Origin of the sequence: Saccharopolyspora antiqui, assembly GCF_052246905.1 — a bacterium.
Lineage (GTDB): Bacteria > Actinomycetota > Actinomycetes > Mycobacteriales > Pseudonocardiaceae > Saccharopolyspora.
Map to the genome: position 1 here is coordinate 532,531 of NZ_JBQQBO010000001.1, position 20,494 is coordinate 553,024.

The 20,494-nt window shown below is 70.2% G+C and carries 16 protein-coding genes; 9 read left to right on the forward strand and 7 right to left on the reverse strand.

Translation table 11 applies throughout. The features are described from left to right. The first annotated feature begins 259 nt into the window (after window positions 1–259). Window positions 260–1,477 (forward strand): MFS transporter, encoded by a 1,218-nt coding sequence (locus tag ACTWQN_RS02405; protein WP_443201629.1) that lies wholly within the window; start codon window positions 260–262, stop codon window positions 1,475–1,477. Between the two features lie 58 nt (window positions 1,478–1,535). On the opposite strand, the gene ACTWQN_RS02410 is transcribed toward ACTWQN_RS02405, so the two are convergent. Continuing rightward, the gene (locus tag ACTWQN_RS02410) at window positions 1,536–2,549 is read right to left on the reverse strand and encodes a LacI family DNA-binding transcriptional regulator (RefSeq protein WP_443201630.1); all 1,014 of its coding nucleotides are present in this window, start codon (window positions 2,547–2,549) and stop codon (window positions 1,536–1,538) included. 168 nt (window positions 2,550–2,717) lie between these two features. Here ACTWQN_RS02410 and ACTWQN_RS02415 point away from each other — a divergent pair, with 168 nt between their 5' ends. From ACTWQN_RS02415 to ACTWQN_RS02450, 8 genes are read left to right on the forward strand one after another with little or no spacing between them, the layout of a single operon-like run. After that, window positions 2,718–3,578, forward strand: a complete 861-nt coding sequence (locus ACTWQN_RS02415; protein WP_443201631.1) for a BtpA/SgcQ family protein — start codon at window positions 2,718–2,720, stop codon at window positions 3,576–3,578. Then, window positions 3,575–4,477, forward strand: coding sequence for a carbohydrate kinase family protein (locus tag ACTWQN_RS02420; RefSeq protein ID WP_443201632.1), 903 nt, complete (start codon window positions 3,575–3,577; stop codon window positions 4,475–4,477). The genes ACTWQN_RS02415 and ACTWQN_RS02420 overlap by 4 nt, the downstream gene beginning before the upstream one ends. Beyond that, on the forward strand, window positions 4,474–5,484 hold the full coding sequence (locus tag ACTWQN_RS02425) for a substrate-binding domain-containing protein (RefSeq protein WP_443201633.1): 1,011 nt from the start codon (window positions 4,474–4,476) through the stop codon (window positions 5,482–5,484). The genes ACTWQN_RS02420 and ACTWQN_RS02425 overlap by 4 nt, the downstream gene beginning before the upstream one ends. Continuing rightward, window positions 5,484–6,236, forward strand: a complete 753-nt coding sequence (locus ACTWQN_RS02430; protein ID WP_443201634.1) for an ATP-binding cassette domain-containing protein — start codon at window positions 5,484–5,486, stop codon at window positions 6,234–6,236. The genes ACTWQN_RS02425 and ACTWQN_RS02430 overlap by 1 nt, the downstream gene beginning before the upstream one ends. Beyond that, window positions 6,233–7,252, forward strand: coding sequence for an ABC transporter permease (locus ACTWQN_RS02435; RefSeq protein ID WP_443201635.1), 1,020 nt, complete (start codon window positions 6,233–6,235; stop codon window positions 7,250–7,252). Before ACTWQN_RS02430 ends, ACTWQN_RS02435 begins: the two co-directional genes overlap by 4 nt. An 11-nt stretch (window positions 7,253–7,263) precedes the next feature. Then, the gene (locus tag ACTWQN_RS02440; protein ID WP_443201636.1) at window positions 7,264–8,304 is read left to right on the forward strand and encodes a phosphotriesterase family protein; all 1,041 of its coding nucleotides are present in this window, start codon (window positions 7,264–7,266) and stop codon (window positions 8,302–8,304) included. Then, window positions 8,301–9,047 (forward strand): glutamine amidotransferase, encoded by a 747-nt coding sequence (locus ACTWQN_RS02445; protein ID WP_443201637.1) that lies wholly within the window; start codon window positions 8,301–8,303, stop codon window positions 9,045–9,047. Before ACTWQN_RS02440 ends, ACTWQN_RS02445 begins: the two co-directional genes overlap by 4 nt. Then, on the forward strand, window positions 9,044–9,685 hold the full coding sequence (locus ACTWQN_RS02450; RefSeq protein WP_443201638.1) for a TenA family protein: 642 nt from the start codon (window positions 9,044–9,046) through the stop codon (window positions 9,683–9,685). The genes ACTWQN_RS02445 and ACTWQN_RS02450 overlap by 4 nt, the downstream gene beginning before the upstream one ends. Before the next feature lie 90 nt (window positions 9,686–9,775). Here ACTWQN_RS02450 and ACTWQN_RS02455 read toward each other — a convergent pair whose 3' ends face one another. From ACTWQN_RS02455 to ACTWQN_RS02480, 6 genes are all read right to left on the reverse strand, one after another. Continuing rightward, window positions 9,776–10,558, reverse strand: a complete 783-nt coding sequence (locus ACTWQN_RS02455) for an SAM-dependent methyltransferase (protein WP_443201639.1) — start codon at window positions 10,556–10,558, stop codon at window positions 9,776–9,778. 136 nt (window positions 10,559–10,694) lie between these two features. Then, the gene (locus ACTWQN_RS02460; protein ID WP_443201640.1) at window positions 10,695–12,623 is read right to left on the reverse strand and encodes a molybdopterin biosynthesis protein; all 1,929 of its coding nucleotides are present in this window, start codon (window positions 12,621–12,623) and stop codon (window positions 10,695–10,697) included. Window positions 12,624–12,675: 52 nt separating this feature from the next. Beyond that, window positions 12,676–13,896: a molybdenum cofactor synthesis domain-containing protein gene (locus tag ACTWQN_RS02465; protein WP_443201641.1), complete on the reverse strand. Its 1,221-nt coding sequence runs from the start codon at window positions 13,894–13,896 to the stop codon at window positions 12,676–12,678. Beyond that, window positions 13,893–15,641, reverse strand: coding sequence for an NAD(P)H-dependent oxidoreductase subunit E (locus ACTWQN_RS02470; protein WP_443201642.1), 1,749 nt, complete (start codon window positions 15,639–15,641; stop codon window positions 13,893–13,895). Before ACTWQN_RS02470 ends, ACTWQN_RS02465 begins: the two co-directional genes overlap by 4 nt. Beyond that, window positions 15,638–18,550 (reverse strand): formate dehydrogenase subunit alpha, encoded by a 2,913-nt coding sequence (gene fdhF / locus ACTWQN_RS02475; protein WP_443201643.1) that lies wholly within the window; start codon window positions 18,548–18,550, stop codon window positions 15,638–15,640. The genes ACTWQN_RS02470 and fdhF overlap by 4 nt, the downstream gene beginning before the upstream one ends. A 91-nt stretch (window positions 18,551–18,641) precedes the next feature. Continuing rightward, window positions 18,642–20,483, reverse strand: coding sequence for an aldehyde ferredoxin oxidoreductase family protein (locus tag ACTWQN_RS02480; protein ID WP_443201644.1), 1,842 nt, complete (start codon window positions 20,481–20,483; stop codon window positions 18,642–18,644). Window positions 20,484–20,494 lie beyond the last annotated feature (11 nt).

The window sequence follows — 20,494 nt, forward strand, 5'->3', positions numbered from 1 at the left end:
GCACTCACACGTTTGGGTTATATCCGATGAGTCGTCTTATACGCAGAGTGCTCGGGTTCACGCTTCACGAGGTGGACAACTGCCCCGTCGCATGTTGAGACTGGATACCAGACAGCCGATGACTACGTGTCGTGATTGCGCGGCTGTTCATATTTTCGATCTGTGCTGTATCGATCCAGGTGCTATCCCGCCCCCCCCGACGCGGGATAGCACCTACCGCAGCACCAAGACCCACCACCGCTTACCCGAGAGGAGAACTGTGCCCATCGCGCTGCTCGCACTCGCCATCGGCGCCTTCGGCATCGGCACCACCGAGTTCGTCATGATGGGCGTGCTCCCGCAGGCAGCCGCCGACTTCGGCGTATCCATCCCGACCGCCGGAAACCTGATCTCGGGCTACGCGCTCGGTGTCGTGGTCGGGGCGCCGATGCTGACGGTGCTGGGCGCGCGACTGCCCAGGAAGGCCGTGCTCATCGGGATGATGAGCCTGTTCACCGTCGGCAACGTGCTCTTCGCGCTGTCCCCGAGCGCCGAGGTTGGCATGGTGTTGCGGTTCCTGGCCGGGTTGCCGCACGGCGCGTTCTTCGGCGCCGGCGCCGTCGTGGCCGCCGGTCTCGTCGGCCCGGGCAATCGCGCCAAGGCCGTCTCGATGATGTTCATGGGCCTGACCCTCGCCAACGTCGTCGGTGTGCCGCTGGGCACGCTGCTCGGCCAACAGGTCGGCTGGCGAGCGACGTTCGCGGTCGTCGCGGCCGTCGGCGTCGTCGCGGTCGCCGCCATCGCGCGGCTGGTGCCCGAGCAGGGGCGGCCGGAGCCGGAACAGGCCACGATGCGCGGGCAACTCGCGGCTTTCCGCTACCCGCAGGTGCACCTGGCGCTGGCGATCGTCACCTTCGGACTCGGCGGCACCTTCGCCTGCCTGAGCTACCTGACCCCGATCCTCACCGACGTCTCCGGGTACTCGCCGACCAGCGTGACGCTGCTGCTGGTGCTGGCCGGGCTGGGCATGACGGTGGGCAACTTCCTGGGCGGCCGGGTCGCCGACAAAGCACTCATGCCGGGCCTGTACGCCGCGCTGATCGGGACCGCCGCCGTACTCGGCACGTTCACGATCACCTCCGGCGACAAGGCGGCCGCCGCGGTGACGGTCTTCGTGATCGGCGTCGTCGGCTTCATGGTCGCGCCAATCATGCAGTCGCTGGTCATGGCGAAGGCCGGTGGGGCACCGATGCTCGTGTCAGCGGCGGTGCAGTCCGCCTTCAACATCGCGAACTCGATCGGCGCCTACCTGGGCGGTCTGGTGATCGCCAACGGACTCGGGCTGCTGTCGCCAACCCTGGTCGGCGCCACGCTGGCGGGCATCGGCCTCGTGCTCGCCGTCCTGGCGGGCACCCTGGACCGCACCACGCAGCGCAGGTCGGCCGCCACCGACCGGGCCGCCGGGACAGCACCCGAACCCGCAGCCGTCCCAGCCTGACGGAACCGACGTCCGACCTCCGGCCAGCTGTCGGGCTGGTTTCCTGCGCTGTGCCACGTCATTCGCGATCGAGCACGTCGCGGGTGCTGTGCCGGACGACCAGGTTCGGGATGAGCGCGATGTGCGCCGAAGCCTCCGGCGCCGCTGATCCGCTCGCCGCCGCGAGCAGCCGGACCGCTTCCGAAGCGATCTTCTTCCTGGGTTGGTCCACTGTGGTCAGCGGTGGCTCGCCGAGCCGGGCGAACTCGATGTTGTCGTAGCCGGTCACCTGGACGTCGTCGGGCACCTCGATGCCGCGTGCCCGGCACGCGCGGGTCACGCCCAGCGCGATCAGATCGTCGGCGCACACGATCACATCGGGCATCCGCTCCGTCGCGGTCAGCCGCTCCAGCGCCGCTTCGCCCCAGGCGATGCTGTATTCGCCGAGCAGCAACCAGTCCTCGCGCACAGTCATCCGCAACGCCGCAGCGCGCTGCTGGAAACCGGCCAGCCGTCGTTCGGTCGACGAATTCGTCAACAACGACCCGACGAACGCCGCCGAGCGCGCCCCCGCCGCGTGCACGTGGTCGACCACCAGCCGCATCGCCGCGATGTCGTCCACCCCCACCCAGTCGGTGCTGGTTCCGCCGACGTAGCGGTCGAGTTGGACCAGCGGAACCGCCCGCGCCGCTTCGAGCACCGCCGGAGCGCTGTCGACGCCGTGCGTGGGGCTGACGATGATCCCGTCGACGTTGCGGGCCACCAGCGACCGCAGCCGCTCCGCCTCGATCGCCGGATCCGAACGGGCGTCGCAGAGGAACAACTGCTTGCCCGATCCGCCGAGGGCGTGTTCGACGTTCTCCACCAGTGACGTGAAGAACGGGTTCGAGATGCTCGGCACGACCATGCCGATGGTGTCGGTGCGGTTGCTGCGCAGCGCCCGACCGATCGAGTTCACCGAGTACCCGAGCTCGGCGGCGGCGCGCTGCACCCGGCGGACCGTCTCGGCGGCGACCGGGCGGGACCCGGTCAGCGCGCGCGAGACGGTCGCGGTGGACACCCCGGCCCGCGTCGCGACATCGGCGATGGTCACCCCATGCAAACGTTTACCTCTCCCTAACCAACCGAGAACCCGGTTGTCACGATCCAGGGAAAGTCTCCCTTGACCGCCAACGATTTGATCCATACCGTACACCTTCATCTCGATGCAATCGATTGCATCACCACCGCTCCGGTTGCCACGTCTCGTAGGGAGTTCCCGATGACCTCAACCCCTCCCGGGGTGTTCCCGCCGAAGCCGAACGCCGTGGCGGAGCTGTTCGGCACGACCAAGGTCGTGATCGGGGTCGTCCACCTGCCAGCCCTGCCCGGCAGCCCGCACTACGCCGGTCAGCCCATCGATGAGATCTCGACGTTCGCCGTCGAGGAGGCGCGCGGCTACCTCGACGGCGGCTGCCACGGCGTGATCGTGGAGAACCACTGGGACATCCCGTTCCTCAAGCCCGGCGAGCACGGCTACGAGACCGCCGCCGCGATGGCGGTCGTCACGGCGCGGGTGCGCGACGCCGTCGATCGCGCCGTCGGCGTGAGCGTGCTGTCCAACGCCGCCGAGTGCTCGATCGCCTCGGCGTGGTCCGGCGGGGCCGGATTCGTCCGGGTCAACCAGTGGGCCAACGCCTACATCGCCAACGAGGGCTTCATCGAGGGACAGGCGGCGCGGGCCACCCGCTACCGCAGCCGGATCGGCGCGAACCCCGTCAAGGTGTTCGCCGACGTGCACGTCAAGCACGGCGCGCACGCCATCGTCGCCGACCGGTCCCTGGCGGAGCAGACCGAGGACGCGGAGTTCTTCGACGCCGACGTGCTCATCGCCACCGGTTCGCGCACCGGGGACGCGGCCGCGCTCGACGAGGTGGTGGGCATCAAGGAGCACACCCGGTTGCCGGTGGTGATCGGTTCCGGCATCACCGCGGCCAACATCGGCGAACTGCTACCCGCCTGCGACGGCGTGATCGTGGCTTCCTCGTTGAAGGACAACGGGCGCTGGTGGGGTCGGGTCGACCCGGCGAAGGTTCGCGAACTGACCGCCGCGGCGCGGCGGGCCGGGGCGGAGCTGCCGTGATCACCTTCTGCGGATACGCCAACAGCGACCTCACGGTCAGCGTTCCGGCGCTGCCCGCCGCGGGCAACCGCGTGCAGGCCACCGCCATCGATCGCGGCGACGGCGGGATGGCGGCCAACGCCGCCGTGGCCGCCGCTCGGATGGGCGCCGACGTCCGCTTCGCCGGAGTCGTCGGTGACGACCCGCTCAGCGATGCGTTCCTCGCCGCGCTCGTCGCCGACGGCGTGGACGTCACCTGGACAGCGCGCACCGGAGAACTCACGACCTCGGTCATCCTCGTGACGCCCGACGGCGAACGATCGATCATCAGCCAGGACGACGCGATAACCGCGGAACATCTCGCGGCGGTGGTCGCCCGCACCGCCGGGTGTCAGAACTCGTGGCTCTACCTCGACGGATACCGCTTCCCGTGGGCTGCGTCGGTGCCGCACGGCGGGCGCACCATCGTCGATCTCGACGGCTGCACCCGAGCCGACGGCGCACTGGCGGCGCTCGACGTCGCCGACCACGTCATCGCGGGCCGTACCCTCGCCGGTGAACTGCTCGGCGACGACTCGGAACTGGCGCGAGCCGCCGTCCGGACCTCGACCCACCTCGTGGTCACCGACGGCGCACGCGGTTGGCGGATGTACGCACCCGACGGGACCGAGCACGAAGGTCCAGCCCTGCCCGTGTCGACGGTCGACGCGACCGGCGCCGGTGACTGCTTCGTCGGGGTCTACGCCGCGGAACTCGAACGCGGCATCACCCCGGTGGACGCGGCCCGCTTCGCCGCCGCGGCAGCGGGCCTGTCCTGCACCGAACCCGGCGCCCGAGCGGGCCTGCCCAGCAGGGACGCCGTCACCGACCACCGCACCGCACTGGTCAACCCGAACCCGGCAACAAGGAGTGTCCGATGAGACGAACGTGCACGGTCCTCGTCTCGCTCGCCCTCGTCATCGCGGTCGGCGGCTGCGATTCGGCGGTGCGGCAACAACAAGCGGCCGAGCAGCGCGCCGCCGAGCAGGGGCCGCCGCCACCCGCGCGGATTCCCCAAGCCTGCCAGGTGAACGGCCGGACGCCGAAGATCGGCATCATCACGATCAACCTGCAGGCGCTGTTCTTCAACCAGATCAACACCGGCGCGCGGCGGGTGGCCGACCAGGTCGGCGCGCAGGTCCAGATCGTCAACGGCAACGACGACTCCACGGTCCAGGCGAACGCGATCGACGACCTGGTGGCCAACGACTACGACGCCATCATCGTCGACGCGGTCGACACCGACGGGATCAAGCCCGCGATCCGCCGCGCCAACGCCGCCGGTGTTCCGGTCGTCGCGGTCGACGCGACGGTCGACGACCCGGCGGTGTCCGCGCAGGTCGGCACGGCCAACGCCGAGGGCGGCAAGCAGCTCGGCGAGGCGCTGCTCGGGATCTCGGGCGGGCAGGGCGAAATCGGCGTCGTCAGCGCGCTGGGCAGCACGATCCAACTGGAGCGGCAGAAGGGCTTCACCGACGAGGTCACCGCGCACGGGATGCGCATCGGCACCGTCGTCGATGGCCGCAACGTCCAGGAGAACGCGCAGGCCGCGTCCGAGAACCTGCTCACCGGCAACCCGAACCTGCCCTACGCGTACGCCACCGGGGAGCCCGCCCTGATCGGCCTGGCCGCCGCCGTCGGCAGCCAGGGCCGGACCGACCGGATCAAGGTCGTCGGCTGGGACCTGTCCGCCCAGGCCATGGACGGACTGCGGGCGGGCTGGATCAAGGCGGTCGTGCAGCAGAACACCTTCCAGTTCGGCTACGAGTCGATGGCCGCGGCGATCGACCTGGCCTGCGGGCGCCCGGTACCGCGCGACATCCCGGTGCCCACCCAGATCGTCACGCCCGAGAACGTCGCGCAATACGCCTACTACCTGGAGCGCTGATGGCACCGGACACATTGGTCGAACTCCGCGACATCACCAAGTCGTTCGGCGCGGTGCAGTCGCTGCGCGGAGTGGACCTGACCTTGCGGGCCGGGGAGGTGCTCGGGCTCGTCGGCGACAACGGCGCCGGGAAGTCGACGCTGATGAAGGTGCTCGCCGGGGCGCTCCAGCACGACGGCGGCGAGATCACCGTGAACGGCCGCAAGGTCCGGTTCGCAAGCCCTGCCGACGCCCGGCAGGAGAAGATCGGGATCGTCTACCAGGACCTCGCGCTGTGCGACAGCCTCGACGTCGCCAGCAACCTGTTCCTGGGCCGGGAGCCCCGGCGCGGCCCGTTCCTGGACCGGCGCGCGATGCACCGGATGGCGGCCGAAACGCTGTCGAACCTGCACGTGCGGGTCAAGTCGACGTACCAGGAGATCGGCGCGCTCTCCGGCGGGCAGCGCCAGGCCGTCGCTATCGCCCGCGCGGTGTCGTTCGACCCCGCCGTGCTGATCCTGGACGAACCCACCGCCGCCCTCGCCGTCGCGGAGGTCCGCTCGGTGCTGGCGATGATCCGCGACGTCGCCAGCCGGGGCGTCGGCGTCATCCTGATCACCCACCGCCTGCAGGACCTGTTCGAGGTCTGCGACCGAATCACGGTCATGTACGAGGGCCGCAGCGTCGCGGACGCACCGGTGTCCGAACTCGACATCGAGCGACTCGTGGCCATGATCACCAGATCCGACACCGAGGAGGTGCAGCCAGCTTGAGCGCGCACGTCGATACGGCACCACGAGCGGTCACCGCCGATAGCCCGTCCTGGTGGGAGCGGGTGAACAAGGCGACGTTGGCGATGTTCGGCGTCACCGTCGTGCTCTTCCTGGCCTTCGGGCTCGCCGCACCGAACTTCCTCACCTTCGACAACCTGTCGAACCTGGCGACCCAGGTCGCCATCACGCTGATGGTCGCCGTCGCCATGACGTTCGTGATCACGACCGGTCAGATCGACCTCTCGGTCGGTTCCACCCTCGCCTTCGTCGCCGCCACCACCGCGCAGCTGCTGGAAGCGGGCTGGGACTCGTCGGTCGTGATCGTGATCGGGCTGGCCGCGGGACTGTTCTGGGGTGCGGTCAACGGCTGGCTCTCGGCGTACCAGAAGATCCCGCCGTTCATCGTCACGTTGGCCGCCATGTCGGTGATCCGCGGTCTCGCGCAGCTGTCCACGCAGGGTTTCTCGGTGCCGATCGACAAGCGGTTGTTCGTCGCGCGCATCGGCGAAGCGAAGTTCCTCGGATTCTCGGTGCTCGCCTGGATCGCCCTGCTGACCGTCGTGATCGGTGTCGTGCTGCTGGCCAGGACCCGGTTCGGCAGCTACATCACCGGGATCGGCTCCCAGGAGGAGTCGGTGCGCCGCGCCGGGGTGAACACCAACCGGATCAAGATGATCGCGCTGATGCTCACCGGGCTCGCCGCCGGAGCAGCCGGGATCCTCACCGCCGCGCGGCTGGGGTCGGGGTCCGCGAACTCCGGCGAAGGCTTCGAGCTCACCGTGATCGCCGCGGTCGTGCTCGGCGGCACCAACCTCTTCGGCGGTCGGGGCACCATCACCGGCACCATCGTCGGGGCCGTGATCACCGGGATGATCGCCAACGGGTTGACGCTGCTCGGGGTGAGCCCGTTCCTCACCCCGATCGTGACCGGGCTGGTGCTCATCCTCGCGATCTGGGTCAACCTGCGGGGCCGCAGCCTCGCGCAGCTCGTCGGGCACCTGGCCGGTAGATCTTGAACACCGAGGTCATGACCGTCACCGGTCCGGTGCCCAGTAGCGAACTCGGGCTCACGCTCAGCCACGAGCACCTGGTCAACGACATCCGGCCGGTGGTGGCGGAGCCGAGCGATCCGGACCTGCGGTTCCTCCGGGAAGCGAAGACCTCGGCGGACATCGCGTGGTTGCTGCGCGAGCAGCCCTACTCGTGCCTGGACCACTGCGTCCTGGACGAGCCGGAGCCCATGCTCACCGACCTCATGGCCTTCGCGGCCGTCGGCGGGAAGGCCATTGTGGACGTCACGCCCGCGGGCATCGGCCGGGATCCGCAGCGGTTGCGGATGTTCGCCGAACGCACCGGGCTGCGGATCATCATGGGGTCGGGGTGGTACCTGCAGCGGTTCCACCCGGGCCACCTGTCCTCGACCGGCGAGGCGGACTTGGCCGCCGAGCTGATCGGCGAATTCGGCTCGGGCGCGGGCGAAACCGGGATTCGGCCGGGCGTGATCGGTGAGATCGGCGTCTCCCCCGATTTCACCGCCGACGAGCAGAAGGCGCTGCGAGCGGCGGCCAGGGCGCAGCGGGACACCGGTGTGCCGCTCTACGTCCACCTGCCGGGCTGGCAGCGCCGCGGCCACCAGGTGCTGGACATCGTCCTCGGCGAGTACGGCGTGCGCCCCGGCGCGGTCGTGCTCTGCCACCTGGATCCCTCCGGCACCGACCCGGACTACCAGAACTCGCTGGGGGATCGCGGTGTCTGGCTCGAATTCGACATGATCGGCATGCCGTTTCGCTACCCCGGCGAAGGTCAGTCCCCCGCGCCCGAGCAGACCGCCGTCGCGGTCGCCGAGCTCATCCGGCGCGGGCACGGCGACCGGCTGCTGCTCAGCCACGACGTGTTCCTCAAGAGCATGCTGACCGCCTACGGGGGCAACGGGTTCTGCTACGTGCCCCGGTTGTTCACCCAGCGGCTCGTCGAGCACGGCGTTGCCGAGCGCATCGCCGCCGACCTGTTGCGCACCAACCCGGCCCGGCTGTTCGAGTCCGCGGCCGATCGAAAGGAGTTGTCGTGAGCCGCGTCCTGATCGCAGGCGAGAGTTGGGTGACCCATGCGACGCACATCAAGGGCATGGACACCTTCACCACGAGCTCGTACGAGGTCGGAGCAGAGCAGCTGCGACGGGCGCTCGAAGCGCGCGGCCACGACGTGGCGCACCTGCCCGCGCATTCGGTTCCGATGGAATTCCCGGCGGATGATCGGGAGTTGTCGCAGTACGACGTCGTGATCCTCTCCGACATCGGAGCGAACTCCATCCAGCTGGCCCCGGCCGTGTTCGAGCGCGCCCAGCGCGGTGCCGACCGGTTGGCGGCCCTGCGGGCGTGGGTCGGGGGCGGCGGCGGCCTGCTCATGATCGGCGGTTACCTCTCGTTCTCCGGAATCGAGGGGAAAGCCGCCTACCGCAACACCGTCCTGCACGACGTGCTGCCGGTCGAACTGCTCCCTGAAGACGACCGGGTGGAGCTGCCCGCCGGAGCGCAGGCCATCGTCGAAACCGCCGACCACCCCGCGCTCGGTGGTGTCGACACGCCGTGGCCGCACCTGCTCGGCTACAACAGGGTGCTCGCCCGACCCGGCTCGACGACGCTGGCCACCATCAACGGTGACCCGCTCGTCGTTGTCGGCGAGCACGGGAGGGGGCGAGCCGCGGCGTTCACCTCGGACTGCTCGCCGCACTGGGCGCCGACCGCTTTCTGCGAAGACTGGCCCGGTTACGGCCAGGTCTTCGGCGGTCTGATCGAATGGTTGGCCCGGTGAAGCGTTCGTCCTGGCTCGTCGAATCAGCTGCCGACGCCCTCGCCGAAGCGCTCGACGTGCGGTTCGTCCGCGAGGTCTCCAACGGCACCATCGGCGACCAGCCCTACGCGAACTACCTGGAGATCGAGGAGTCCTTCGTGGCAAGCGCGTGCCGCCTGCACGGTCTGGCGGTGTGGCACGCACCGTCCTGGGCCGCGATGCAGCGCCACGCCCGGGCGGTTCACGGCCTGACCACGGAGCAGTCCGAGTACTTCCGGACCGCGCGAGCGGCCTGGCCGGTGGCGGCGCGGCTGGACGACGCCGCACGCTGCCGCGCCGACCAGCTGTCGAAATTCGCCCTGTCGGCCGCGGAAATCGGCGGCTACGCGGCCGTGGTGACCGTGATGTTCGCGGCCGAACACCTCTACCGCACCTGGTGTTCTCGCGCCCTCGCGCCACCGGCCGGACCAATCGCCGCCGGACCGATCGCTGACTGGGTGGCGCTGCACACCCGCGCGCCGTTCACCACCCAGGTCGACGCACTCGCCGCCGAGGTCGACGACCTGCCCGGCTCGGTGCCGGGCGATCGGCTGCAGGAATGGTTCACCGGGATGCTGCGAGCGGAAATCCAGTTCCACGACGCGATCTACGGGCCGTAGCCGTCGGAGTCCCGCGCTAGCGGTGCGGGCACGGTCAGCATCGCGGGGCCGAGTCGCAGGCGGCCGTCGTCGAGCGGTTCGCGCCGCAGCCTATGGTTTGCGGCCCACCGCGCCGGCGGCGTCCAACGGCTGGCTCGTGCCGGGCTGGTCGGCGTCGGCTCGCCAGTGATTGATCGCGACCAGGCCGGGGTCGACCAACTCCAGCCCGTCGAAGAAACCACCCACCTGCTCCACCGAACACAGCCGGTACGGGATCGCGCCGCTCTTGGCGTACTCCGCGGCGGCACTGCGGGCGGTCTCGGTGACGTTGGTGTTCTCCCAGAGGATCAAGTAGCTGCCGGATGGCACCGCCGCCATCACCCGACGCGTGATCGACACCGCGTCCTCGTACTCGGCGACATGTCCGAGGACGCCCATGAACATCACCGCGATCGGCTGCGAGAAGTTCAGGATGGCGCGGGCATCGGAGATGATCGACTCGGGGTCGTGGTAGTCGGCGTCGATGCAGCTGGTGACGCCCTCGTCGGTGGTGTTCATCATCAGCGCACGGGCATGCGTCAGCACCAGCGGGTCGTTGTCCACGTAGACGATCTTGGAGTCGGGTGCGACCTCCTGCGCCACCTCGTGCGTGTTCTGCAGGGTCGGCAAGCCGGTGCCGATGTCGAGGAACTGGCGGATACCGGCCTCGGCGGTCAGCTGGCGCACGGCCCTCATCAGGAACTGCCGAGACTCCTTGGCGATCGACACGATCTCCGGCTGGAACGCGATCCACGCGTCGCCAGCAGCACGATCGACGTCGTAGTTGTCCTTGCCGCCCTGCCAGTAGTTCCAGATCCGCGCCGACTGCGGCGCGTCGTAGTTGATATCAGCCATTGGCTACCACCCCGATTTTCACCACGGTCACCCGCATACCGTAGCGCGTTGCTCCCACGCGGTGGAAAGCGTTCAACGCCTGCGGAAAGGCACTTCGTCCGATACGTCCCGTCCAATGTGGACAACAGCGGGGCGGTCAGCGGATCCGCCGTCCGGTCTCCGCGCAGGAGTAACCGCCGAGGGCTTCGACGGTGGCGCGGAAGTCCTCGCGTTCGAGCAGCTCCCACAGCGGCGCCAACAGTTCTCCGGACAGCTCGCTGGTGCGCAACACCAGGTCGTAAGGCTCCCGGGCGACCGGGACGAAGTCCAACCCGAACGCGCGGGCGGCGGCCAGGATCCCCATCCCGGCGTCCGCCCGGTCGGCGGCGACGGCCGCGGCGACGGCGAGATGGGTGTGTTCCTCCCGCGAGTAACCGGAAACCGCGGCCGCGTCGATGTCACGGCGGTTCAGTTCGTGATCCAGCAATGCCCGGGTGCCCGCGCCGCGCTGCCGGTTGACGTAGCGCAGCCCCGGCCGGGTCAGGTCGTCGACGCCGGTCAGGCCCAGCGGATTGCCCGGGGCGACGATGAGCCCCTGATCGCGGTGCACCAGCCGGACGACGGCGACATCGGAGTCCGCCCCGAAAAGCCTGTCCACGTAAGGCAAGGTGTACTCGCCGGTCGACGGTTCCAGCAGGTGCGAGCCCGCGATGTGGCACAGCCCGTCGCGCAGCGCCACGAGCCCCCCGAGCGAGCCGACGTTCGAGGAGGCCAGCGTGATCAGCGGATCGGCCGCTCGCAGTTCGGACGCCACCAGATCCAGCAGCAGGTCGTGCGAGCCGATCGCGACGATGGTGCGTCCGATCTCCCCGAGCCCGCGCAGCAGTTCCACCCGGACCTCGGCACCGGCGTGGTGACCTTCCAAACCCGCGGGCACGACGAGCAGGCCATCGGCGCGCACCAGCGAGGTGAGCACCCCGGCGCCGCGCGGCAGCGGGGTGGCGACCACCTGGTCCTGCACGCGGCCGAGCCGGACCCGGACCCAGTCGTCCATGCCGATCGCGGAGGGCAGTTTCCGGGCCAGGCGCGCGGTCGTGAACGGGCGTTCCCGAGGTGCGGCGCCCTCCAGTTCGGCCAGCAGCGGGGCGGCGAAGATGTCGAAGGTGAGCGCTGCCGACACCGGGTAGCCGGGCACCCCGAGCACGGGAGTCCCGGGTTCACCGGCCACGGTGCCCAGCACGACGGGGTGACCGGGACGCACCGCTACGCCGTGCACCGCGACCGAACCCGCGCTGGCGACCACGCGCGCCGTGTAGTCGTCGCGGCCCGCACTGGAGCCCGCGATCAGCAGGACGAGGTCGGCCTCGGCCGCGGCGGCGAGAAGCGCGGCGGTGATGGCTTCCGGGTCGTCCGGGATGATGTCGGTGACGCGGGCGTCGCAGCCCACCTCGCGCACCTGCGAGGCCAGCATCAGCGAGTTCGTGTCGAGGATCTCGCCGGGAGCCGGTTCGGTCCCGATCGGCCGGATCTCGTCGCCGGTCGGCACGATCACCACGACCGGCGCGCGGCGGACGCCGAGTTCGGTGACCCCCGCCGCCGCGCAGGCGGCGACGTCGACCGGCCGCAGCCGGTGGCCTTCGGGAAGCAGCAGCTCGGTGGCGCTGATGTCCTCTCCGATCGACCGGACGTGCTGGTACGGCGGGACGGCGGCCCGCAGCTCGGCTTCGCCCGCATCGGTGCGGTGCACCTGCTCGCGCATCACCACGGCGTCGTAGCCCGGGGGCAGCGGGTCGCCGGTGTCGACGACCTCGAAGTCACCAGGGGCGAGCAGCACCGGGGTGGTCTCGGCCGCGCCGACGGTGTCGGCGGCCCGAACCGCGATCCCGTCCATGCCCGCCGAGTCGAAGGCTGGCGAGGATCGCCGCGCCCACACCGGCTCAGCCGTCACCCGGCCTACCGCGGCGGCGACCGGTACGCGCACCACGTCGACCCGGGCGGGACAGCCCGCCGCCGCCCGTGCGTCCACCCAGGCGGCAAGGGCCGCGGCGGCGGGGACGTCCGAGACGAAGGGGCTGTTGGCGGTCATGGCGTGAGTATCCACGCGGGCTGTGCTGGTCACGAGGCGCTCCGTCGGCCTGTCATCGGTACAGGGTGATCTCGACCTCGGTTCCCGCGTCCAGGCCGGTGGCGGGCTCCGGGATGATCAGGTAGCCGTCGGCGCGGGTCAGCACCGACAGCAGGGCCGACGGGCCGAACAGCGGCTCGGCGACCCCGTCGCGAACCCTGACCTGGACCACGTCGAGCCGCCCGGCGGCCGAGGCCAGGTCACGCGACAGGCGGGCGCGGGTGTTGGGTTCGGGCGGCGGCGACTCGCACCCGGCGACCAGCCGCAGCAGCGGCACCCCGACCTGACCGAACACGACCAGCGCGGACAGCGGATTGCCCGGCAGCCCGATGAGCGGGGTCCCGCCGCATTCGGCCAGCAGAGTGGGTTTTCCCGGTTTGATGGCCAGCCCGTGGCACCAGACCGCACCGATGGCGGCCACCGCGCCCGCGGTTTCGTCGCGGGCGCCCACCGAGGAGCCCGCCGAGACGACGACCAGATCGGCGTCGGGGAGCACTTCCTCCAGCCGTTTCCGCAGGGTGCCCGGCTCGTCGGAGACGATGCCCGCGATGACCGGCTCGCCGCCCGCGTCGGCGACCAGTCCGGCCAGCGCCGAAGCCGTGGCGTCGCGCACCTGACCGGCGGCGAGCTCCGCGCTCTCCGGCGGAACCACCTCGTCGCCCGTGGAGATGATCGCGACGCGGGGCCGGGCGTGCACCGCGACCGTGGTCACCCCGGCCGCGGCGAGCAGCCCGAGGTCGGTGGCCCGCAGCGGCCGACCGGCGGGCACCAGCACGGCACCGACCGCGACATCCTCGTCGGCACGCACGAGACCACCACCCGGCGCGACTGGCCGGGTGATCTCGATCGTGCCCGGCATCGTCTCGGCGGTGTACTCCACCATCACCACCGCGTCCGCGCCTTCGGGCAGCACGCCCCCGGTCGGCATCGCGACGCAGCCACCCGGCCGGACCGCGACCGCGGGGGCGGCGCCCATCCGCACCGCGCCGAGCAGGTCGAGGTAGCTGGGCAGGCCGTCGGACGCGCCGTAGGTGTCGGCGGCCCGGACGGCGAAACCGTCCACAGTGGAGCGGACGAATCCGGGCAGCGCGGACCGCGCCGGTACCGCCGCGGCGGGAACGCGGTGCAGTGCCTGCGCCAACGGGACGTTCTCCACCGGAGTGCGGTGGGCGGGCCGAAATCCCGCAAGGGCCTCGGCGACGGTGCGGGCGGCGAAGAACTCCCGCCCGCTCAACTCCCCGACTGTCCCTTCGGGTCCGACTGGTCGCTGGCCGAGCCGTTGTCCATGCGCAGCACGGAAACCACCGGCCCGAGGGCGACCTGCCCGAGGCCGCAGATGGAGGTCTTGCGCATGGCCTCCTCCAGCTCCAGGATGCGTGCGCGCTGCGCGTCGTCGAGGGTCGACGAGCCCGATTCCAGCACGCCGCTGAGCAGGCTGTGCGCCTTGGTGGACCCGACCCGGCACGGCACGCACTTGCCGCACGACTCGTTGCGGAAGAAGCGGAGCACGTTCGTCGACGCGGCCAGCAGATCGGTGCCCTCGGCGAGGACAACCAGCGCGCCGGAACCGAGCATGGTGCCCGCCTCGGCGAGCGTCCCGAAGTCCAGTCGCAGGTCGAGCTGGTCGGGGCCGATGAAGTTCGACGAGGCACCACCCGGCTGCACCGCGGCGATCGCGGCACCGTCGCGCACGCCACCAGCCAGGTCGATCAGCTCCCGGACGGTGGTGCCCATGGGCACGCAATAAACGTCCGGGTTCTCGACGTGCCCGGACACGGCGAAGAACTTCCAGCCGATGGAGTCTCCGACGCCCTGCTCGGCCCACCACTGCGCGCCGCGCTGGACGATCACCGGCACGTCGGCGAAGGTCTCCACGGAGTTGATCAGCGTCGGGCGGCCGTGCAGGCCGTAGTTGCCGGGGAACGGCGGCTTGTTCCGCGGCTCGCCGCGGTGGCCTTCCATGGCCTCCAGCAGCGCCGTCTCCTCACCGAGGATGTAGCCGCCCGGCGAGACGAAGATGTCGAGCTGCAGGCGACGGCCGCTGCCGCACGCGTCCGCGCCGATCACGCCCGCCTCGCGCAGCGCCGCGATCTCCTCCCGCAGCACGTGTTCCTCGGGACCGTACTCGTGGCGGATGAACACCCAGCCCTCTTCGGCCCCGACCACCACCATGCCGATCAGCAGGCCCTCCAGCACCAGGTGCGGCTGGTCGGCCAAGATCTGGCGGTCCTTGAACGTGCCCGGCTCGGACTCGTCGGCGTTGCAGATCGCGTACTTGACGCTGCCCGGTTCGGCGGCGGCGACCAGGTCCCACTTGCGTCCGGTGGGGAACCCTGCACCACCCATCCCCCGCAGCCCGGATGCCTGGAGCGTGGCCACGACCTCGTCGGTGGTCAGTTCCCCGGCGAGCAGCGCCCGCAGGGTGGCGTAGCGCTGCTCGACCCCGGAGCCCGCCGGGTACGGATCGTTCGGCCACGGCTCGGTCCGCTCCGTCCCGGTCGGGGCCGCGTGCCCCACCCCGGTACCCCGTGCGGCGGTAACCAGATCGTCGACGTCGGACACCGACGCCGGGTGCTCGTTGACCGCCAGCGCCGGGGCGATGTCGCAGCGTCCCAGGCAGGAGACCTCGACGACCTCGACATCGGTCTCGTCGCCGTAGCGCTGTCGCACCTCGGCGACCCGGTCCGCACCGGAACGCAGCCAGCACGACAGGTCGCGGCACACGTGCACCGACACCTTCGCCGGGGGCGTGGTGCGGAAGTGCGGGTAGAACGAGATGATGCCCTCGATCTCGTACCTCGGCCGCCGCACCTCCCGCGCCAGCTCCTCCAGCTCCTCGCGGGGCAGCCAGCCCAACCGCGCCTGGATCGCGTTCAGCGCTGGGATCAGCGACGGTCCGGGGAACTTCCCATTGCGTCCCTCGACACCGGGCACGCGGCGGGGCGGCACGTACGGCGCCCGCTCCGAACTCAGGGTCATGCACTAACTCCCAGGGTTGATGAGTGCTGCACGCCGTGTGCCGCGCCCAGCGCCTCGACCTGAACAGCACAGAACTTGAACTCGGGGATCTTGCCGACGGGGTCGATCTCGTCGATCGTCAGCAGGTTCGCCGCCGCCTCCCGGAAGTGGAAGGGGATGAAGCAGTTGCCGAGCTGCTCGCGGTGGGATATCCGCACCTGCAGTTCGATGGTGCCGCGCCGCGACCGCACCCGAACCCGTTCGCCGTGCGACAGGCCCCGGTCGGCGGCGTCCTTCGGGTGCATGTACACCTCGGGCACCGGCGAGATCGAGTCGAGCGCGAAGGACCGTCGGGTCATCGACCCGGTGTGCCAGTGTTCGAGCAGCCGACCGGTGTTGAGCACCAGCGGGTACTCCGCGTCGGGCAGCTCCTTCGCGGGCAGCCACTGCGCCGGTACGAGGTGGGCGAGGCCGTCGTCGGTGTTGAAGCGCTCGTCGAAGAGCACCACGGTCCCGTCGGAGTGCTCGGGGTCGTTGTTCGGGTAGAGCTTGCCGGACCAGCCGAGGTTGTCGTGCCGCAGGTTCGCGTACGACGGCATGAGCTCGACCATCTCGTCGAACACCTCGCTCGGCGAGGAGTAGGACCAGTTCAGCCCGATCCGCTGGGCGATGTCCTGAACGATCTCCCAGTCCACCCGCGCCTGGCCCGGCGGGTCCATCACCTTGCGCCCGAGCTGCACCCGGCGGTCGGTGTTGGTGTAGCTGCCTTCCTTCTCCAGATAGGAGGAGGCTGGCAGGATCACGTCGGCGAACTCGGCGGTCTCGGTCATGAAGATGTCCTGCACGACCAGGAAGTCCAGCGATGCCAAGGCCTTGCGCACCTTGTTGATGTTGGGGTCGGACAGGAAGGGGTTCTCGCCCAGCATGTACATGCCGCGCACCCCGTCCGGCTTCAGCACCGAACCGATGATCTCGGTGACGGTCAGGCCGCGGTTCGGGTCCAGCGAGGTGCCCCACGCCTCCTCGAACCGCCGCCGCGTCGCGTCCTGGTCCACCCCCTGGTAGTCGGGGTAGAACATCGGGATCAGCCCGGCGTCGGAGGCGCCCTGCACGTTGTTCTGCCCGCGCAGCGGGTGCAGTCCGGTACCAGGCCGACCGACGTTGCCGGTGATCGAGCACAGCGCGATCAGGCAGCGGGCGTTGTCGGTGCCCGTGGTGTGCTGGGAGATCCCCATCCCCCAGTAGATGACCCCGGCGCCAGCCTCGCCCCAGACCTTGGCGACCTCGCGGATCAGGTCCGCGTCCACCCCGGTGATCTGGGCGGCCCGCTCCGGCGGGTAGTCGGCGACGGTGCGGGCCAGTTCGTCGTAGTTCGAGACCCGGGCCGCGATGAACTCGCGGTCGATCAGGCCGAGGCGGATCACCTCGTGCATGATCGAGTTGTAGAACGCCACGTCCGTGCCGGGCTTGACCTGGCAGTGGTAGTCGGCGTGCTCGGAGACCGTGCTGGCCCGCGGGTCGACGTAGACGATCTTCGTACCGCGCCGCCGGGCCTGCTTGAAGAACGAGCTGGCGACCGGGTGGTTCGCGGTCGGGTTGGACCCGGTGATGATCACCACGTCGGCGTTGGCGACATCGCCGTAGGTGGTCGACACCGCGCCGGAACCGACGCCCTCGAACAGCGCCGCCACCGACGAGGCGTGGCACAGCCGGGTGCAGTGGTCGACGTTGTTGGTGCCGAAGCCCACCCGGATCAACTTCTGGAAGAGGTAGGCCTCTTCGTTGGAGCACTTCGCCGAACCGAAACCGGCGATCGAACCGGGGCCGCCCGCGGCGTGGATCTCCATCAGCCGTCGGGCGATGAGGTCCAGCGCCTCGTCCCAGGTGGCCTCGCGGAAGTGCGGCAGCACCTCGTCGTAGTCGACGAGTCCGCCCGGCTTGCGCCGTCCGTCCCGGCCGGGCTTGCCGCCGCTGCGGTTTCCGCCGCCATCGGCACGGCCGCGGTCGTTGTCGCCACCGGCATTGCCGCGGACGTCAGCGGACAGCGCGCCCTTCGGGTAAGCCGACTCCTCGCGGATCAACGGCACGGTGAGCCGCTGCGGCGAGGCCGCGTAGTCCCACCCGTAGCGGCCCTTGACGCACAACCGGCTCTTCGAACCGGGCTGGTCGCGGCCTTCGGCGAAGGCGATCGCACCGCGCGAGCGGTCCACGTAGTAGGTCAGCGCGCAGCCGACACCGCAGTACGGGCACACGCTGTCCACCGCGTCCAGCTGCTCGCGGGGCTGGATCGGGATGTTGTTGATCGGCTTGTTGGTGAGCGCGCCCGTCGGGCAGGCCTGCACGCACTCACCGCAGGTCACGCAGGAGCTCGCGCCCATCGGGTCGTCGAAGTCGAACGCGATCTTGGTCGAGTAGCCCTTGCCGGAGCGCCCGATGACGTCGTTGCCCTGGATGTCGTCACAGGCCCGGACGCAGCGGTCGCACAGGATGCAGGCGTCGTGGTTGACGTCGATGACCGGGTTCGACGAGTCCTGACCGCGGCCGGAACCGCAGGGCAGCTCGGTCGTCTCGCGGGCGACGTCGAAGCGGTCGGCCAACTCCAGCAGCAGGTTGTCGCCGGTCTTGTTCTGCTTCGGGTCCTCGGCGCGCGGCGGCTGGTCGGAGACGAGCAACTCGGTAAGGGTTGCCCGGCTGCGTTCCAGTTCCGGCGTGGAGGTCTTGACCTCCATACCGTCCTCGCACGGGCGCACGCAGGACGCGGCGAAGGTTCGCGCGCCGGTGTCGACCACGCACATCCGGCATACGCCGACGGGGTCGTAGCGTTCGTTGTGGCACAGCACCGGAATGTCCACGCCGACCTGCTTCGCGGCGTCGTAGATGCTGGTGCCTTCCGGGACCGTTACCGTCTGACCGTCAATCGTGGTCGTCACGGTCCGCACGGAAGTGATCGGCTCCTCGACAGCCGTCATCGGAACCCCCGTCGTTTCGAGCGGTATACCTCATACAGCATACACACGTGCCTCAACCGTCACTAGGCGCCGCGTCGCGGCGCCCGGCTGGTGAAACCTCAAGCAGGAGATCCGCCAGATCCGCAGTGGGCACGCGACCTGCCTCGTCCAGACCTCGGGCGAGGTAGTAACCGGCCACCATGGACCGCAACCGGTCAGCGCTGAGCGCCGCACTACGACCCGACGCCAACTCAAGCGGTGTCTCCAACATCCGCGCGGGAAGCGTGTCGTCGGCCGCGGTCGCGCCCTCGCGCAGGTTGAACGCGCGCTTCGCGCGGACGATCCGCCGTGCGGTGGCGCGCAGCTCCTCGGAGTCGACCTGCCAGCCGGTGACCAGGCGGAGCAGCTCGGCCCACTCGGTGAACGGCTCGGTGAAGACCCCGCGCAGGAACTTGCACAGGATCATCGAATCCATCACGGCCGCCCGGTCCTCGGTACCGATGGCGGCGGCGACGTGCGCCGCGCCGCCGTCGAGGCGGTCCACCTCGCCGGACAGGTCGGCCTCGTAGGCTCCGGACCGGTTGTGGTCGGCGCCCCTGGCGTTCACCGCGAGGCCGAGCGCCATGGACTGCAGGCTTCTCGGCTCGTAGCCGGGCAATTCCAGGCCCTTGACCTGCGGAGCGAAGTCGATCGAGTCGTGTCCGACGATTTCGGCCGCACGGCGGGAGCCCTGCGCGAGCAACTCCCCCAGGCCCGGCGCACGGGTTCCGATCGCATCGAGTGCCCGCAACAGCGCCGCACCGTCGCCGAAACGCAGCCACGGCGCGTCGATGAGGCCGCGCTCGACGCACTCCATCGCCCAGGCGATCGTGCCGCCCGCGGAAATCGTGTCGAGACCCAGCTCGTCGCAACGCGCGCTCGCGGCGAACACGTCGTCCGGATCGGAAACACCGCACAGCGGACCGAGCGCGAAAACGTTCTCGTACTCCATCCGCTGGCTGCCACCGCCCTTGCGCGAGTAGATGTGCTCGCAGCCGATGGAACAGGACGCGCAGCTGTTGCGGGCCACGCCGCGCATCTCGTGCAACTCCTCGGCGGCCAGCTTCGGTGCCTCGTCGAACGTCGCCGCGGTGAAGTTGCGCGTTGGCAAAGTGCTAACCGCGTTGAACGCCAGCAAATTGGCCAGCGTGCCCAGTTCCCGGTACTTGGCGGTGGCCGGACCGAAGCTGCGCTTGCGCAGCTCGCGGGCCGCGGCGAGGACGCCCGCCTGGTCGGCGACGGACACCTTCGTCGCCGCTCGCACCAGCACTGCCTTGATGTTCTTCGCACCCAGCACCGCACCCAGGCCACCGCGCCCGGCGTGCCGACCGTCGTGGCTGATCGTCGCGTACCGCACGCCGCGCTCACCGGCCGGACCGATCGCCGCGGTGCGCCAACCACGGCCGAAACGCTGCCGTACCGCCGATTCCGCCTCGGCGGCGGGCAATCCGGCGAGTTCCGGAGCAGGTTCGAGACGCACCCCGGCACCGTCGATGAGCAGCACCGACAATTCGTCCGCGCGCCCGCGGATCACGATCGCGTCGTGCCCGGTGAGCTTGCCGGAGATGGCGAACTGGCTGGACGCGAGCGCGTCGGTCAGCAGTCCGGTCAACGGCGACTTCGCCACCACCGCGAACTTCGCGCTGGTCGTCAGCGGAGTCCCGACGAGCGAGGAGAACACGAACGCCAGCGGGGCTTCGGGGGCGAGCGGATCGCCCCCCGGCGGTGCGAGCCGATGCATCAGCCAAGTCCCCAGGCCCACCCCGCCCAAGTAGGACCGCAGCACCCGCTCGTCGAGCTCGAACGGCGTGCCGGTTGCTGTTCGCCCGCTGACCTCGGCGATCAGCGCCTGCCCGAAGAAACCACCCGGTGCCATATTCGAAACTC

Excerpts from the sequence above, each read along its gene's own strand:
- ACTWQN_RS02415 (WP_443201631.1), top strand. The coding sequence starts at position 2,718 with ATGACCTCAACCCCTCCCGGGGTGTTCCCGCCGAAGCCGAACGCCGTG.
- ACTWQN_RS02425 (WP_443201633.1), top strand. The coding sequence starts at position 4,474 with ATGAGACGAACGTGCACGGTCCTCGTCTCGCTCGCCCTCGTCATCGCG.
- ACTWQN_RS02430 (WP_443201634.1), top strand. The coding sequence starts at position 5,484 with ATGGCACCGGACACATTGGTCGAACTCCGCGACATCACCAAGTCGTTC.
- ACTWQN_RS02440 (WP_443201636.1), top strand. The coding sequence starts at position 7,264 with ATGACCGTCACCGGTCCGGTGCCCAGTAGCGAACTCGGGCTCACGCTC.
- ACTWQN_RS02455 (WP_443201639.1), bottom strand. The coding sequence starts at position 10,558 with ATGGCTGATATCAACTACGACGCGCCGCAGTCGGCGCGGATCTGGAAC.
- ACTWQN_RS02460 (WP_443201640.1), bottom strand. The coding sequence starts at position 12,623 with ATGACCGCCAACAGCCCCTTCGTCTCGGACGTCCCCGCCGCCGCGGCC.
- ACTWQN_RS02470 (WP_443201642.1), bottom strand. The coding sequence starts at position 15,641 with ATGACCCTGAGTTCGGAGCGGGCGCCGTACGTGCCGCCCCGCCGCGTG.
- ACTWQN_RS02480 (WP_443201644.1), bottom strand. The coding sequence starts at position 20,483 with ATGGCACCGGGTGGTTTCTTCGGGCAGGCGCTGATCGCCGAGGTCAGC.